Raw genomic sequence first — 15,119 nt, forward strand, 5'->3', positions numbered from 1 at the left:
AAAACAGAACAGGATCATTCCCATGCGCAGGACCACCACCGCCCTTACCCTTGTTGCCTTGCTGGCCATCGGCACGCAGGCCACGGCGCAGGACGATACCACCGCCCCAGCCGCCGCAGATGCGCTTGATCTGGGCGAACCGGTCGGCCCGCAGGTGGGCGAGGTTTATGTCGCCGACACCCAGGGCGATTGGCAGGTCCGCTGTATTCGCGCGCCCGAAGGGCAGAATGACCGCTGCAATCTTTACCAGCTGCTGACCAATGCCGAAGGCGCGCCCGTGGCAGAATTCAACCTGTTCCGCCTGCCCGAAGGCGGTCAGGCCGTGGCAGGGGCAAATGTCGTCGCTCCACTTGAGACCCTATTGACCCAGCAATTGACGCTGTCGGTCGATGCAGGCGAACCGCGCCGCTATCCGTTCAGCTTTTGCAATGATGCCGGCTGTGTCGCGCGGATCGGCCTGACCCAGACCGATATTGATGCGTTCAAAACCGGATCAACCGCCACGTTGCGCCTTGTGCCGGCTGCAACACCGGACGAGGAATTCTTGCTGAGCATGTCGCTGGCAGGCTTTACCGCCGGTTTCGACACTCTGGCCGTGATCCCCTAAGCGAACCGGCGCAGCGCGATCACCGCGTTCAGCCCGCCAAAGGCAAAGGCATTGGACAGCGCGACGTCGATTGTGGCGTCGCGCGCCACATTTGGCACCACATCCAGCGCACATTCGGGATCTGGTTCTTCGTAACCGATGGTCGGCGCAATCACCCCGTCTCGTAGCGCCATGATACAGGCCAGCAGTTCGACCGCACCTGTCCCGCCGATCAGATGCCCGTGCATGGATTTGGTGGATGATATCATCAGCTTGTCGGCATGCGCGCCAAACACATCGGCAACAGCGGCACATTCGGTCTTGTCATTGGCCGCGGTGCCGGTGCCATGCGCATTGATATAGCCCACCGCATCCAGCGGCACGCCCGCATCCCTGACCGCCCCCGCAATGGCGCGCGCCGCCCCTTGTTTGCTGGGCATCACGATGTCGGATGCATCCGATGTCATCGCAAAACCGATCACTTCGCACAGGATATCAGCACCGCGCGCGCGGGCGTGATCATAATCCTCGAACACGAAAACACCCGCACCTTCGCCCTGCACCATGCCGTTGCGCGTGGCCGAAAACGGACGGCACCCGTCCTTGGACATCACGCGCAACCCTTCCCAGGCCTTGATCCCGCCGAAACACAGCATCGCCTCTGACCCGCCGGTCACCATGACCTTGGTCATACCGCAGCGGATCATGTTGAACGCCTGCCCCATCGCATGGTTGGATGACGCACAGGCCGTGGCCACGGTAAAGGTCGGCCCCCGCAGGTTCCATTCCATCGACACATGGCTGGCGGCGGCATTGTTCATCAGCTTGGGCACGATGAACGGATGCACGCGGTTTTTGCCTTCTTCGTAAACAGCGCGGTAATTTTCGTCCTGCGTATTCAGCCCGCCACCCGAAGTGCCAAAGATCACGCCCGATTGGTCAGCCAAGGCGCCGGTGAATTTCAGGCCCGATTGTCCCACCGCTTGGCGAGCCGCGAGCAAGGTAAATTGCGTGAACCGGTCATAAAGCGCGATCTGCTGGCGGTTGAAATGGTCTGTTTCGGCATAGCCCTTGATCTGCCCACCGATCTGGATCGCCAGCCTTTCCACATCGGGAATGTCCAGCGGGCCGATGCCGCAGCGCCCTTCGCGCATCGCGGCAAAGGTGGACGGCACATCGCCGCCAATCGGGTTGATCGTCCCTGCGCCGGTAATGACGACCCGCGCCATCAGCCTGCCTGGTCTGTTTGCAATTGTTTGACCGCCGCGATGATCGCCCCCACCGAGGAGATGTCAAAATCGCTGGCGGTTGGGTCATTGGCGTTGAACGGGACCGTGATGTCGAACCCTTCCTCGATCGCAAAGATACATTCGACCAAACCCAGAGAATCGATCCCCAGATCGGCAAGCGAGGCATCCAGCGTCACATCTCCGGGTTCCAGCATGGCCTGTTCGGCGATGATGGCGATGATCCGGTCATCGGTCGTCATGGGGTGAACTCCGTTTCTGGCTGTCGCTGCTCATTTAGGCAATGTCGCGCGTCAATGAAACAACTTATTGACGTGTTGCAATGTCGCGTAACAGCCTGGGCAAGCGGCGCAGCGCCTTGTAGCTGTCGATATGCAGCTGCATTTTCGTCGCCGGATAGCCCATCATCACGCGCCCTGCCGGCACATGTGACAGCACCACAGACCCGCCGCCCAGCACCACATCATTGCCGATCTTCAGGTTGTCCGCGATCCCCGCCTTGCCGCCGACGACAACACGGTCACCAATCACGGTAGAGCCAGCAACCCCCGCCTGCGCGCAGAGCAGACAATGCGCGCCCACGATCACGTTATGCCCGATCTGCACAAGGTTATCGACCTTGGTGCCCTGCCCGACCTGTGTGGCACGGATTGTTCCGGCATCCACGGTAGAGCTTGCACCGATCTCGACATCATCCCCGATCAGCACGCCGCCCAGCGAATGAATCCGGTGCCATGTTGGGTCATCGGGGGCCTGCAAAGCTGCGTCGCCCAGCGTTTCGCGGGCGATTTCGACATTCGATGGCGCTGCGGTGACAAAGGAAAACCCGTCGCCGCCGATCACCACATTGGGTTGCAGGATCACCCTGTCGCCCAAGCGCACGCCCGCCTGCAACCGCACGCCGGCATATATCCGGCAACCAGCCCCGATCACCACACCGGGCGCGATACTGACCTGATCGGCAATCCACGTCCCTGCCCCGATCACCGCACCCGCACCCACGACACAAAACGCGCCGATGCTGGCATCCGCCGCAACCATCGCTGTCGGATCGACCAGCGCCTGCGCGCTGATCCCTGTCTGTGCAGGTGTCTGGTCCATCAATTGTGTCAAACGCGCCATCGCCAACCGCGCGCGCGGCGCGATGATCGCGGCTTGCAGGCCAAGCGCCTGCCAATCCGCATCTGGCCAGACAATCGCAGCGCGCGCAGCCCCTGTTTGCAAGGCCGCGCCATAGGCTGGCGTCATGGCAAGTGCCAGATCATCGCGCCCCGCCATCGCAGGTTCCGCAGCACGCAGCACGATCAGATCCAGATCGCCCCGCGCCTCGGCCCCGAGTGCTGCTGCAATCGCACGAATGCTATGTGTCATCGCCACCTCATCTGCCGCATTCCTGCAGCGCTGATCCTGCCTTGATGGCGGTTACCGAAAAGCTGCCTACCGCGCAAGCAGCCACAAATGACAACAAAAATGCCACTTGCGCAAAAATTCGCCTATTTTCTTTTCGTTCATGGGACAGTGTTAAACAAGACTTGGTCCACGAATCAATTTGTGCCATATCTTTGGCACATCCTGGGGGCATGATGGCAGTCCGTGGCAAAGCGGGCATCTAATATAAGCGACGGGACAGGCGCGTATAATGAATGACAACATGACTTCGAGGTTAACTCGACGCGGGCTGCTGACTGCATTGGCAGCGACAGCGGTGACGGCAGCACCAACATTCAGCCGGGCGCAGGGGTTTCTGCGCGGCGCGGGCGATATCCGCAGAATAGCAATGTACAATGGGCGCACCGGCGAAACGCTCGATACGATCTACTGGATCGAAGGTGAATATATCGCCGAAGCCGTACGCGAGATTAACCTGCATATGCGCGACTGGCGCACTGGCGAAGCGGTGCAGATGGACCTGCGCACGATCGACATCATGTCAGGTGCGCTGCGACTGATGGAAACCAGTGAACCTTATCTGCTGTTGTCGGGCTATCGGTCGCCTGCCACCAATGCGATGCTGCGCAGCCGGTCGTCTGGCGTGGCGCGGGATTCCTTGCATATGCGCGGTCAGGCCGCCGATCTGCGCTTGCGCAGCAGAAGCATTACTCAAATGGCACAAGCGGCCACTGCGTTTAACGCGGGTGGCGTCGGCCGGTACGGTCGGTCAAATTTCGTCCATATGGATTGCGGTCCAGTCCGGACTTGGCGCGGCTGACACGCTGGATTTGCTGCGTCTCTGCCCCCCGTTATTTTGATAATCGGCCTTTGGCGATCGATTCCGCGGCCTGCGGATATTCGCTCTGCGGACTGATCGTCGGCACGCTGTGCTCATGACCTTTCGCAAGACATGATGGGGCTAATTGCCGCACTGACGATCAAGATTTGTCCCCTTCCGTTCGTACCGCGCAAAGTCCACGTCGTGTTCTGTGCAGATTGCTTCCCTTCCGGCCCACGTCATGCGGGCCACGGCCAGCATCATAACACTGTCGCTTTGCGCATGCTGGCGCTTGCCTGGCAACGGATGATTGCAATGCAAGGTTGTGTCAATTTGCGCTGTCTTTTGGCTGTTTTTTACTGTGCCTTTGACATCGGCAACACGCATGCCCCCCTCCCGAAATCAGCACCTGTCAACGGCATGATCGGGCAATTGCATGCGCGCATAACCGACCTTTGGCAAAGCGATCACCGTGTTGAAACCGACCAACACCAGGCGATGCCGCACGACCACATGTAGCCCCATAACCAGCCCGACCTGCAATCAGCCTTTGGCGGCGAGCTGCCCTTGCAAGCGATGAGAAATTGGTACAAATCTACTCCAAAGTTGTGTAGGAAAACCACGCAATAAAAATTCCGGAATGCGCCGCATTCTGATCAAGGAGCCTTGTTAGTGTCGCTGATTATCATCGCCGCCCTTCCGTTTCTGGGCGCGCTACTGCCGGGTCTGATGATCCGTGCAGGGCGCGACGCCTGCGCCTGGACGACGGCTTCGGTCACGCTGACAGCGCTTGTCGGCCTTTTGGTCCACGCCCCCGCTGTGATGCGCGGCGAGGTGATCCAGTATCAGCTGGAATGGATGCCTTTGCTGGGGCTGAACGCGAATTTCTTTCTCGACGGTCTGGGCCTTCTGTTTGCAGGGCTGATCCTAGGGATCGGCTTGCTGATTATCATCTACGCCCGCTTTTATCTGGCGCGACAAGACCCGATGGGGCAATTTTATACCTATCTGCTGCTGTTTCAGGGCGCGATGGTGGGCATTGTCTTGTCCGACAACATCCTGCTTTTGCTGATTTTCTGGGAACTTACCTCGCTGTCGTCCTTTCTGCTGATCGGGTATTGGAAGCACCTGCCCGAAGGTCGGCAAGGTGCGCGCATGGCGCTGGCAGTCACCGGCATGGGCGGCTTGGCCCTGATCGGGGGCATGCTTATCCTTGGCAATATTGTGGGCAGTTATGATCTGACCGTGATCCTTGAAAACAAGGAACTGGTGCAGGCCAGCCCGCATTATCTGCCGGCGCTGATCCTGATCCTGCTGGGCTGCTTTACCAAATCGGCGCAGTTTCCGTTTCATTTCTGGCTGCCACATGCGATGGCCGCACCGACCCCGGTATCGGCCTATCTGCATTCGGCCACGATGGTAAAGGCGGGTCTGTTCCTGATGGCGCGGCTTTGGCCGGTGCTGGCCGGCACCCCGGAGTGGTTTTATATCGTCGCGACCACTGGCCTGATCACGATGGTGCTGGGGGCTGTTATTGCGCTGTTCAAGGATGATCTGAAGGCGTTGCTGGCGTTTTCAACCGTGTCTCATCTGGGTCTGATTACCATGCTTTTGGGCTTCGGCACGCCCTTTGCCGCTGTGGTCGCCGTGTTTCACATCATCAACCATGCCACCTTCAAAGCGGCCTTGTTCATGAGCGCGGGCATCGTGGATCACGAGACCCACACCCGCGACATCAAGCGTCTGGGCGGTTTGCGCCACCTCATGCCGGTCACGTTTATCATCGTGACCGTGGCGGCTCTGTCGATGGCCGGCATACCACTTTTCAACGGGTTCCTGTCCAAAGAAATGATGCTGGATGCTGCAACCAACACGGTCTGGAACGGTAATCCTTGGATCCTACCCGGCTTTGCCACGCTGGGGGCGCTGTTTTCGGTCGCTTATTCCTTGCGGTTGATCGTGCATACGTTCCTTGGCCCCAAGCGCACCGATTACCCCGCCAAGCCACATGATCCAGGTTTTGGCATGTGGGCCTCGCCTGCGTTGCTGGCGGTTCTGGTCGTGTTGATCGGGATCATGCCGGCGTTGATGGTTGGCCCGCTTGTCGCGGTGGCATCCGGCGCGGTGATCGGCGGCGATCTGCCGTATTACTCGCTCAAGATCTGGCACGGCGTGAACCTGCCGCTTTACCTGTCGATCACGGCTGTGGTGGGCGGGCTGATCCTGCTGGCATTGCACCGTCCGCTGGATGCCGCATGGACAAAAGCACGCCGTCCCGAAGCCAAAGTGATCTTTGATGCGATCGTTGGTGCGATCACACGCGGGGCGCATGGCCTGACGGACGGGCTGCATAATGGCGCGATGACACGCTATACGGCTGTGTTCATCGTCTCTGTGACGGCCTTGGGTGCAGCGGCGTGGTTTGGCGGCACAGCACCCGGCCCGACCCGCGCAGCGATAGACATCGGGGTGGTACCATTGATCGGCTGGTTCTTGTTGGTCGGTGCCACCGCCTGCATGGTGGCTTTCCATCATAACCGTCTGTTGGCACTGGTCCTGATGGGCATTGTCGGCTTGATCGTGTCGATCGCCTTTGTCTATATGTCCGCCCCCGACCTTGCGCTGACACAGATCTCGGTCGAGGTCGTGACGGTCATTCTGCTGCTGCTGGCGCTTAATTTCCTGCCCAAGACCACGCCGACGGAAAGCAGCAAGGCGCGGCAATGGCGCGATGGCACAATTGCCGTCATCGGTGGGCTGGCGGTTGGCGGGCTGGCGCTTGCCGTGCTGCTGTCGGATTTCTCACAAGACAGTATCTCGGCCTTCCATCTGGCCAATTCCAAGCCGGGCGGTGGTGGCACGAATGTGGTCAACGTGATCCTTGTCGACTTCCGCGGCTTTGACACCTTCGGCGAGATCATCGTTCTGGGCATTGCCGCGCTGGTGATTTTCGCCATGACAGAATCCGTTCTGACCAGCCCGGTCGGCGCAAGGCTGAGACAGCGCCCCATCAACCCCGATCAGGCGGGCGACCGCCACCCGTTGATGATGGTGATTGCGACAAGAGTCATGATGCCGATTGCGCTGATGGTGGGTGTGTTCATCTTCCTGCGCGGCCATAACGAGCCGGGCGGCGGATTTATCGCCGGTCTGGTCGTGGCGATTGCGCTGTTGATGCAGCACATGGCCAGCGGCTTTGACTGGGCGTCTGCGCGTCAACGCTTTCCTTACCATACAATCATTGCGCTGGGCATCTTTGCGGCTGCATTGACCGGGATAGGATCGTGGCTCGCAGGTCGCCCCTTCCTGACCAGCAACTACGGCTATTTCCAGATACCCCCGATGAATAAATTCGAGCTGGCCACGGCGATGGCCTTTGATGTCGGGGTGTTTTTGTGTGTCGTGGGCGCTGTAATGCTGGCGCTCGAAAGCCTGTCACGGTTTGCCCATCGTGCCGGAGAACGGCCAAGCCCCTACCCGATGGATATAGATCCGTCGCGCGATAGCGCGCAGATGGCGAAGGACGCGTAATGGAATATCTACTTGCAAGTGCCATCGGCGCGCTGACCGCCGCCGGGATTTATCTGACCCTGCGCCTGCGCACCTTTCCGGTCATTCTGGGCATCTCGATGCTGACCTATGCGGTGAACCTGTTTTTGTTCGCATCCGGGCGGATTGCGATCAACCTGCCGCCGGTTTTGCTCAACAACACGCCGACCTACACCGATCCGCTGCCGCAGGCCCTGGTGCTGACGGCGATCGTGATTTCGTTCGGGATGACCGCCGTCGTTGTTCTGATCGCATTGGGTGCTTATCTGTCGTCCAACGATGATCATGTGAACCTGTCCGATGGGCCGGTCGACGCGCAGGAGCCAAGCAAGTGAACCACTGGATCATTGCCCCCGTCCTGCTGCCCGCCCTTGTCGCGGCAATCATAATTCTGGTTCTGCGCTATCAGGTGACAACGCAGCGGGTGTTTTCTGTCGCCTCGACCGTGGCACTGATCGGGATCGGGATCGGCCTGCTGATGCACAGCATGTCCGGCCAGATTGATGTCTACGAGCTTGGCAACTGGCCTGCGCCATTCGGGATCGTTCTGGTGCTGGACAGATTGTCGGCGATGATGGTTCTGCTGACCGCTGTGCTGGCGCTGGCGGTGGTGCTCTATGCGATCGGGTCGGGTTGGGACAAGCGTGGCCATCATTTCCATGCGCTGTTCCAGTTTCAGCTGATGGGTATTTTCGGGGCGTTCCTGACCGGTGACGCCTTTAACCTTTTCGTGTTTTTCGAAGTGCTGCTGATCGCCTCTTACGGGCTGATGATCCATGGCGGTGGTGCCGTGCGGCTGCGTGCCGGTGTGCAATATGTGATCTATAACCTGCTGGGATCGACCCTGTTTTTATTCGCACTCGGCACGATCTACGCCGTGACCGGGACACTGAACATGGCCGATCTGGCGGTGCGCGTGGCAGACCTGCCCGCAAGCGACACCGCGATGATACGGGTTGCTGCCGTGTTGCTGCTGTTGGTCTTTGCGGTCAAGGCCGCGCTGATCCCGCTGCATTTCTGGCTGCCTGCGACCTATGCCGAAGCCCCTGCACCGGTGGCCGCATTGTTTGCAGTGATGACCAAGATCGGCGCCTATGCGATCATCCGCATCTACACGCTGGTGTTCGGGACCGATGTTGCCGCAACCGCCGACATTATCGGCCCCTGGCTGCTGGCTGGGGCGATCGTGACGCTGGTGGTCGGGATGATCGGTGTTCTGGGTGCCAGCCATCTTGGGCGGCTGGCAGCCTTTGCCGCGATCGGCTCGATGGGCACATTGCTGATTGCCATTGCCCTGTTCACACCACAAGCGATCACAGCGGCGCTTTATTACATGATCCATTCAACCTTGGCAGGGGCCGCATTGTTTCTGGTGGTCGATATGGTCCGCGCCCGCCGTGTGGCAGAGGATGACGCAATCGCGCCACGTCCGGCCATCGTGCAGAACGGCTTGGTCGCGGCCTATTTCTTTGCTGCTGCCATCGCCATGGCCGGTATGCCGCCGCTGTCGGGTTTCTTGGGCAAGCTTTTGGTGCTGGATGCTGTGCGCGATCACGAGCTGGTCTGGCTCATTTGGGCCACGATCCTCATCACCTCGCTGGTGGCGGTTGTAGGCTTTGCCCGTGCCGGCAGCCTGGTGTTCTGGAACGTTACCCCCGAGGTTGACCAGAATGCCCCCCCACACACCCAGACAGCGTTGACTTTCGTGGCGACGGGCGGGTTGTTGGCTGCCATCGTGATGCTCACTGTGTTTGCCGGACCTGTCACCACATTCCTGTCCCACACATCGGCGCAGGTGTTCGACAAGCAGTCCTATATCGCCGCAGTGCTTGAAACCGCACGCGCGATTGAGGTCGAAAACCTGCCTTTGGAAGGGTCGCAGAAATGATCGCCCGGTTGCTACCCCACCCGCTGTTAACGCTGCTGCTGGTCGCCGTTTGGCAGATGCTGGTCAATTATGTGTCATTGGGCACATTGGTGTTCGGCCTGATCCTTGGCATCTTGATCCCGCTGCTTACCGCTCCTTATTGGCCAGATCGGCCGCGTCTGAAAAACCCGGCGATGATCGTCGAGTTTATCCTTGTTGTTCTATGGGACATCGTCGTCGCCAATGTGAGCGTGGCCAAGATCATCTTGTTCAAACGCAACAAGGATATGCGCCCGACATGGATCACCGTACCGCTGGATCTGCGCAGCCCCGAGGCGATTACCGTGCTGGCCGGGACGATCACGATGACACCCGGCACCGTCAGCGCCGATGTCGCCGCAGATGGCAGCAGCCTGCTGGTGCATTGTCTGGACGCCACGGACCCCGACGCTGTCAGAGATGATATCAAGCAGCGCTACGAACGCCGATTGAGGGAGATTTTCGAATGATACTGCCCTATGCCCTGATCTTTGCCACGGGCTGTTTTTGCGTAGCCCTGCTGATGAACCTGTGGTGCGTGATCATGTCTTCTGGCGTACCAGAGCGGATCCTTGCACTGGATACGATGGTGATCAACTTCATCGCAATCCTCGTGCTTTACGGCATCATCGAAGGCACGGCGGTATTTTTCGAGGTATCGATCCTGATTGCAATGGTCGGCTTCATCTCGACCGTTGCCTACGCGCGCTTCATGCTGCGCGGCAATATCATCGAGTGACCGGAGCAATGGACATGGAACTCTGGCAGGAAATCATTGTTGCGGCCTTTTTGGTCATCGCTGGCGTGTTTGGATTTGTCGGCTCTTACGGGTTGATAAAGCTCCCCGACCCGATGACGCGGCTACATGCCCCGACCAAAACCACAACGCTCGGTGTGGGCGGTGTTCTGATCGCGTCGATGATTTATTTCCTCTTCTCCGACGCGAAATTCAGCTTTCATGAGCTGATGATCACGCTGTTCCTGTTTCTGACAGCCCCGATCACGGCACATTTTATCGCCAAAGCGAACCTGCATACATCTGTCAAACGCGAGGATGTGTCGCCGACCGGATCCGATCGGCCTTGGGCGGGGTTCGAGAGCGACGAGGATCGCCGCATTGCTGAAGCAAAAAGCGACATAGGCGAATAACACAGCCAAGCGCCGTGACGTGATCTTAGTCGATGTCGGGGAAGCGACGCTGGCCACCTGAAGGGGTGATCCAACGTCAGCAACCCAAAAGTGGCCGCCAGAGGCGGATGTCAAGCGACCAAGCGCCACCATGATACGGCAGCACGACTGGACTGAACCACCGGACCGACAGGATCATGATCCCATCCCACAGCGGCCTTAAACTTGCAGCTTATTTGGTGGCGTCAGGGATGTAGTGACGCGCCATCCGCGTCTCGAATGCCGCGTCCATCGGAACAGAAGGGTCATAGGTTGGGCTGTTCATGACAATCTGCCTATCGACATCCAGATTGACGACACTGTCTGCCCACGACACGTTCTTTGCAGAGCGCGGCGATATCACGACATGTTTGCCCGGCCACCAGTTCTTTGTATCCACCGTCAGAAAATGGATCGTCCAGTCGGTATCGTCGATCACAAATCCCTCGACATGACCGATGGCACCATCGGTGGCATGCAGGTTATAGCCAGTCATGGCATTGATGCTGCGTAGATGGGGTTCGTCGCTTTGATGCCGCTGCTGATTTCGCTTCGCGTCAAGCGCGTCCTGACGCAGCATTGAATCAGCGTAATGCGTCTCTGACATGCCCGCGGTCCAGCCGCCATAGCCCCCCATGTAAAAGCCGTTTCCCCAATATGGGCTCATGTTGTAGTGACGATACATGCGTTCTTCGTGCTGGCGTGACACGGGGTTATGCGTGTCGATATCTGGGCTATCTTTGACCGATTTCGTTGTTAAGCGGACTGGAAAGCTATTTGCGGACGTATCCGGATGACCCAGAACAGAAACTGGGAGCAGCACCTTGCGCCCGGACAGCCAAGAGCCGGTTTCAACGACGACCCAGCGGAGCGTCCAGCTTTGGTCATCGAACAGGAAATCAGTCACGGTGCCGACGCTGCCGTCGGTCGCGGAGATCTTGAAACCCTTCAGGGTTGAAGCCTCTATTAACATAAGATGTTTCCTTTAATCTGACTAAGTTCGATGCTGGGTGCATCGCCCGTTTTGCGTCGTCGCGTTCGCTGCGCAAGGCGGGTGCGGAACCTACAAACAGCGAAAGTTTCTTCGGCAGCCGCGTGGCTTTGCTTTGCAACCCAGACCGAAAGCGCAAGCACAGCATCGCGTGCCGACGTTCGCAGCGCACTGATCCACGTTAGTTCGCATGATGCTGCAGTCACCTATGCTTGGATGTGTCGCTGGCCTCCGGTGACTGACCTAGCAAATAGGACTTTCATGAATCAGATCGTATATATCGTAGGTCTCGTCGTCATCGTCTTGGTCATCCTGGGCTTTTTTGGCCTGCGCTGAGCGCCATGACGCGGAACAGCGACCCAGACTGATTGACTTGCGAATGGGTCACCTCATCCGATGACTATCAAGCTTTGAGCTGCTTGATCCTTCCAACATCGGCCAAATAGAAAGATATCTCCCATGAGTACAATTCTGATTATCATTGTCCTTTTGCTGTTGTTCGGCGGCGGCGGTGGTTATTACGGATACAACCGATATGGCACGCGCGGCCTTGGCGGTGTCCTTGGCCTGGTGATCGTTATCTTCATCGTTCTGTGGCTTCTCGGTGTGCTGATTTAATTTGCGCATAGCCAGATGCGGGCTTTGAAAATTGCTTGGGCTTGGCACTTACAAGGTCGACCTGCGCAATATTTTGCCACGCCCGCCTAGAGGATTTCATCCTTAATGTGCCGGCCCAGCTTGCGAAACCTGGAGTTTGGTTTCGATATGAGGCGGGCCATTGCTGCCGCGAAGCGGCGTCGATGCGAACCTAGGGCATCTTAAACAAAAGTGAGACTTTATGTGCTGGAGTGGTGAAGCATCGGCTGTACTGGCAATTGTTGGTATAACCACCACCGCTTACGCAGCTTACAACAAAGAACCGGCACCGTTGTGGATAGCCCTAGGCTATTTCTCTTCGATGGAGCTTTTGCAGGCCTCCACATACGCGGTCATTGATCAATGCGCCCTGCCGTCCAATCAAATCGCCACCCTGCTGGGCTATCTGCACATCGTGTTCCAGCCCTTCTTTATCAACATGCTGTCGATGTACTTCATACCGAATTTCGTGCGCGAGAAAATTCAATGGCCGGTTTACGCAGTCTGTTTTGTTTCGGCCATCATCATGCTTTTGCAGCTTTATCCGTTCGAATGGGCAGGATCATGTCCGCTGGGTGAGGTCATGTGCGCCGAGCGCATGTGTTCAGTGTCCGGAGACTGGCATATCGCCTGGGAAGTACCGACAAACGGGATGCTGAACTTCATAACTGTCGATTCTTGGGCATCCTTCCTGACCGCGTATCCCAGCTATTTCGTCGCCGCATTTTTGATGCCCCTACTTTATGGGTCTTGGCGGCTTACGCTGTACCACTTCGTGGTTGGCCCACGATTGGCCATGCTCCTGACCAGCAATCCCAATGAAGTCGCCGCAATTTGGTGCCTGCTATCCATAGGCATCCTGCTGCTTGTCGTCAAAACACCGATAAGACAGTACATGTTCGTAAAATCATGGTTTTTGTGGCCCAAACAAATCGTCTGAAAGCGAAGCGCCCGATGATCGGTTCGTCTGTGCTTGGAAGGATAAGGGCTGAACTACCGCGTCCAGCAGGCTGTCTGACGTGAGACCCTTTTTCAGAACTGTCAAAGGGATTAATAACGCCAGCTCTCGTTATCATAGGCTGCGACAAACCATTACGTTTGTACCAGCCATTGGTAGAGGGTAATCACTCTGGCGAAATCGCAAGTTTCAGGGAGACAAGAACCGGAAGACGCCAGAGTGATCATTAAGTGTCACGAGGGGATTACACTTAGGTTAACGATACACTCCCTAACTGTAGCTAAAGCTAATCTAGATCAGTCTCGACGGTAACATGCCCATCCGACATGGGTTTTGTATCGGGTTGCATTTCTGGCTTGGCACATGCGCAAGGTGCTGGGCTGGCGCATCTCGCACATATGGCAAGCTGAATGCGCGCGCTTACTTTAGCAGCGGCATGGATTGATCCAAATAGCTCACTTCAAAATCTGCAAATGCGACTGTGCGATCATAATTATCGAACGTGACATACCCATTGCGAAACGTGACCATCCCCTGCTCGCGCAGCTGTCGCAGCACACGATTAACATGCACAGCACTCAACCCGATCGCATCAGCAATCAAATACTGGTTCAACGGACAAGCATATCCCGCCTTGCTCCCCATCCCAACGAGCGTAAGCCTTGCACAAAGCTCTAACAGGAAGTGCGCAATCCGTTCCGCCGCACCACGCCGCCCGATCCCAACCAGATGTTCCACCACCATTGCTTCGTCACGCGAAGCCGTCCAAAGGACTGCTGTGGCCAAACGTGGCGTCTTCGCAAAAACGTCAAGCAGATCAAACGCATATACTTCGGTCACTTCGATATCTGTAACGGGTTCAATGCTGTGGTCCGACACATGCAGAACCACGCTGCGCAATCCCAAAAAATCGCCTGGAATTTGAAAATCAACGATTTGTCGTTGGCCGTCATGCAGAAGTTTATAAGAACACGCCCAACCGGACAAAAGGATGTAGCATGCTTGGTCCTCTTGCCCTTGATGCACCAAATCGTGCCAGGCCAAAAAGGTGCGCTTACGCTTATACAGGCGCTCAAGAACGTCCAGCTCCGCTGTGGACAGGGTAACAAAGGCACCCAATTTGCGCGCGAGTGGTCTCGTATCGATGATGGGCTCCTTCTCAAAATAAACAACGCGTACCAAAGAATAAACGCATCCCACTGATATAGATCAGCAAAACGGAACTTATTGCGTGCGAGTGTGTTAATCACGCCGTGCCGGTCTACTGCGCAGGCGCAACAGTCCGGAAAGAGAGAATATGTCTGACTATAGCACAACTTCTGGCGTAGCCGCCTTATCAATCTGCGAAGCGCTGCTTCTTGCGCTGAATGATGCGAAGGTCCTGCCGGAAAACGAGATCTTGGGTGTTCTCAAAGATGCTGCCACCGCACATGCAAATGCGGAAGGTTCCGAAAAAGAAATCATGGAGCACAACGCAGTCGCCGCTCTGATCAACCGGATCATCACAGGTGGAAATTCTGTTCGAAGACCTTGACCGGCACGTTCTCAAAATTTTTATGAAAAATTCGCCGATCAGGGTGAGCGGTGGGATCACCCATACCAAAAAATTTAAAATGGCGACATTAATTCTAGGGATGCATCCTGTTTAACGGCGCAAGACGACCTGCTTGCGTATCCCAAGCTGCAAAGGGTCACACGACGATCCCTTTAAGCTTCTCTCATCAGCACGCCAGCCGTCAGCGGCCACGGCCGCGATGTTTTTGTTAAGGGTATCAAGATTACGCGCAACCACGGCAAATCAATCGCTGCCCACAAGGGCATCTTTATTTCTGAGTGGTGACTGATCCAGGTTATCACGTCGTTCTGGCTC

At 57.2% G+C, this 15,119-nt stretch carries 17 protein-coding genes; 12 read left to right on the forward strand and 5 right to left on the reverse strand.

Features of this window, described 5'->3' with window-relative positions; translation table 11 throughout:
- The first annotated feature begins 22 nt into the window (after positions 1 to 22).
- Entirely contained in the window at positions 23 to 607 is a 585-nt protein-coding gene (locus ACPF9B_RS06200; RefSeq protein WP_424179989.1) for an invasion associated locus B family protein, read from the forward strand.
- Here ACPF9B_RS06200 and ACPF9B_RS06205 read toward each other — a convergent pair.
- The 3 genes from ACPF9B_RS06205 to ACPF9B_RS06215 all read right to left on the reverse strand — a co-directional run bounded on the left by ACPF9B_RS06205 (position 604) and on the right by ACPF9B_RS06215 (position 3,204).
- Positions 604 to 1,815: a beta-ketoacyl-[acyl-carrier-protein] synthase family protein gene (locus ACPF9B_RS06205; RefSeq protein WP_007204745.1), complete on the reverse strand. Its 1,212-nt coding sequence runs from the start codon at positions 1,813 to 1,815 to the stop codon at positions 604 to 606. The two genes, ACPF9B_RS06200 and ACPF9B_RS06205, sit on opposite strands and share 4 nt — an antisense overlap.
- The gene (locus tag ACPF9B_RS06210) at positions 1,815 to 2,075 is read right to left on the reverse strand and encodes an acyl carrier protein (protein ID WP_007204744.1); all 261 of its coding nucleotides are present in this window, start codon (positions 2,073 to 2,075) and stop codon (positions 1,815 to 1,817) included. The genes ACPF9B_RS06205 and ACPF9B_RS06210 overlap by 1 nt, the downstream gene beginning before the upstream one ends.
- Positions 2,076 to 2,139: 64 nt before the next feature.
- Positions 2,140 to 3,204, reverse strand: coding sequence for a UDP-3-O-(3-hydroxymyristoyl)glucosamine N-acyltransferase (locus ACPF9B_RS06215; RefSeq protein ID WP_424179992.1), 1,065 nt, complete (start codon positions 3,202 to 3,204; stop codon positions 2,140 to 2,142).
- Positions 3,205 to 3,484: 280 nt separating this feature from the next.
- On the opposite strand from ACPF9B_RS06215, the gene ACPF9B_RS06220 reads away from it, so the two are divergent.
- The 8 genes from ACPF9B_RS06220 (at position 3,485) to ACPF9B_RS06255 (ending at position 10,646) form a co-directional block, all read left to right on the forward strand.
- A complete protein-coding gene (locus ACPF9B_RS06220; RefSeq protein WP_081440148.1) occupies positions 3,485 to 4,042 on the forward strand; it encodes a YcbK family protein in 558 nt (185 codons plus the stop codon).
- 132 nt (positions 4,043 to 4,174) lie between these two features.
- Positions 4,175 to 4,561, forward strand: a complete 387-nt coding sequence (locus ACPF9B_RS06225; RefSeq protein WP_424179994.1) for a hypothetical protein — start codon at positions 4,175 to 4,177, stop codon at positions 4,559 to 4,561.
- A 153-nt stretch (positions 4,562 to 4,714) separates the two neighbouring features.
- Positions 4,715 to 7,573 carry a monovalent cation/H+ antiporter subunit A gene (locus tag ACPF9B_RS06230; RefSeq protein ID WP_424179996.1) on the forward strand — a complete coding sequence of 953 codons (2,859 nt, stop codon included), beginning with the start codon at positions 4,715 to 4,717 and terminating at the stop codon, positions 7,571 to 7,573.
- Complete coding sequence (locus tag ACPF9B_RS06235; protein WP_007204739.1) at positions 7,573 to 7,926, forward strand: Na+/H+ antiporter subunit C; 354 nt, start codon at positions 7,573 to 7,575, stop codon at positions 7,924 to 7,926. Before ACPF9B_RS06230 ends, ACPF9B_RS06235 begins: the two co-directional genes overlap by 1 nt.
- Positions 7,923 to 9,479 carry a monovalent cation/H+ antiporter subunit D gene (locus tag ACPF9B_RS06240; RefSeq protein WP_424179999.1) on the forward strand — a complete coding sequence of 519 codons (1,557 nt, stop codon included), beginning with the start codon at positions 7,923 to 7,925 and terminating at the stop codon, positions 9,477 to 9,479. Before ACPF9B_RS06235 ends, ACPF9B_RS06240 begins: the two co-directional genes overlap by 4 nt.
- On the forward strand, positions 9,476 to 9,967 hold the full coding sequence (locus ACPF9B_RS06245) for a Na+/H+ antiporter subunit E (RefSeq protein WP_424180001.1): 492 nt from the start codon (positions 9,476 to 9,478) through the stop codon (positions 9,965 to 9,967). Before ACPF9B_RS06240 ends, ACPF9B_RS06245 begins: the two co-directional genes overlap by 4 nt.
- Complete coding sequence (locus tag ACPF9B_RS06250) at positions 9,967 to 10,236, forward strand: K+/H+ antiporter subunit F (RefSeq protein ID WP_040483113.1); 270 nt, start codon at positions 9,967 to 9,969, stop codon at positions 10,234 to 10,236. The genes ACPF9B_RS06245 and ACPF9B_RS06250 overlap by 1 nt, the downstream gene beginning before the upstream one ends.
- Before the next feature lie 8 nt (positions 10,237 to 10,244).
- Complete coding sequence (locus ACPF9B_RS06255; RefSeq protein ID WP_424180003.1) at positions 10,245 to 10,646, forward strand: Na+/H+ antiporter subunit G; 402 nt, start codon at positions 10,245 to 10,247, stop codon at positions 10,644 to 10,646.
- 211 nt (positions 10,647 to 10,857) lie between these two features.
- On the opposite strand, the gene ACPF9B_RS06260 is transcribed toward ACPF9B_RS06255, so the two are convergent.
- Positions 10,858 to 11,637 carry a PRC-barrel domain-containing protein gene (locus ACPF9B_RS06260; protein ID WP_424180005.1) on the reverse strand — a complete coding sequence of 260 codons (780 nt, stop codon included), beginning with the start codon at positions 11,635 to 11,637 and terminating at the stop codon, positions 10,858 to 10,860.
- A 477-nt stretch (positions 11,638 to 12,114) separates the two neighbouring features.
- Between ACPF9B_RS06260 and ACPF9B_RS06265 the strand changes: the two genes are divergently transcribed.
- Entirely contained in the window at positions 12,115 to 12,273 is a 159-nt protein-coding gene (locus ACPF9B_RS06265; RefSeq protein WP_424180007.1) for a DUF3309 family protein, read from the forward strand.
- Between the two features lie 220 nt (positions 12,274 to 12,493).
- Positions 12,494 to 13,231: a DUF5765 domain-containing protein gene (locus tag ACPF9B_RS06270; RefSeq protein WP_424180009.1), complete on the forward strand. Its 738-nt coding sequence runs from the start codon at positions 12,494 to 12,496 to the stop codon at positions 13,229 to 13,231.
- A gap of 438 nt (positions 13,232 to 13,669) precedes the next feature.
- Here ACPF9B_RS06270 and ACPF9B_RS06275 read toward each other — a convergent pair whose 3' ends face one another.
- Positions 13,670 to 14,431 (reverse strand): Crp/Fnr family transcriptional regulator, encoded by a 762-nt coding sequence (locus ACPF9B_RS06275; protein ID WP_424180011.1) that lies wholly within the window; start codon positions 14,429 to 14,431, stop codon positions 13,670 to 13,672.
- A 115-nt stretch (positions 14,432 to 14,546) separates the two neighbouring features.
- Here ACPF9B_RS06275 and ACPF9B_RS06280 point away from each other — a divergent pair, with 115 nt between their 5' ends.
- Positions 14,547 to 14,783 carry a hypothetical protein gene (locus tag ACPF9B_RS06280; RefSeq protein WP_007204729.1) on the forward strand — a complete coding sequence of 79 codons (237 nt, stop codon included), beginning with the start codon at positions 14,547 to 14,549 and terminating at the stop codon, positions 14,781 to 14,783.
- Positions 14,784 to 15,119 lie beyond the last annotated feature (336 nt).

The sequence above is a fragment of the Yoonia sp. TsM2_T14_4 genome (genome assembly GCF_049602355.1).
GTDB lineage: Bacteria > Pseudomonadota > Alphaproteobacteria > Rhodobacterales > Rhodobacteraceae > Yoonia > Yoonia vestfoldensis_A.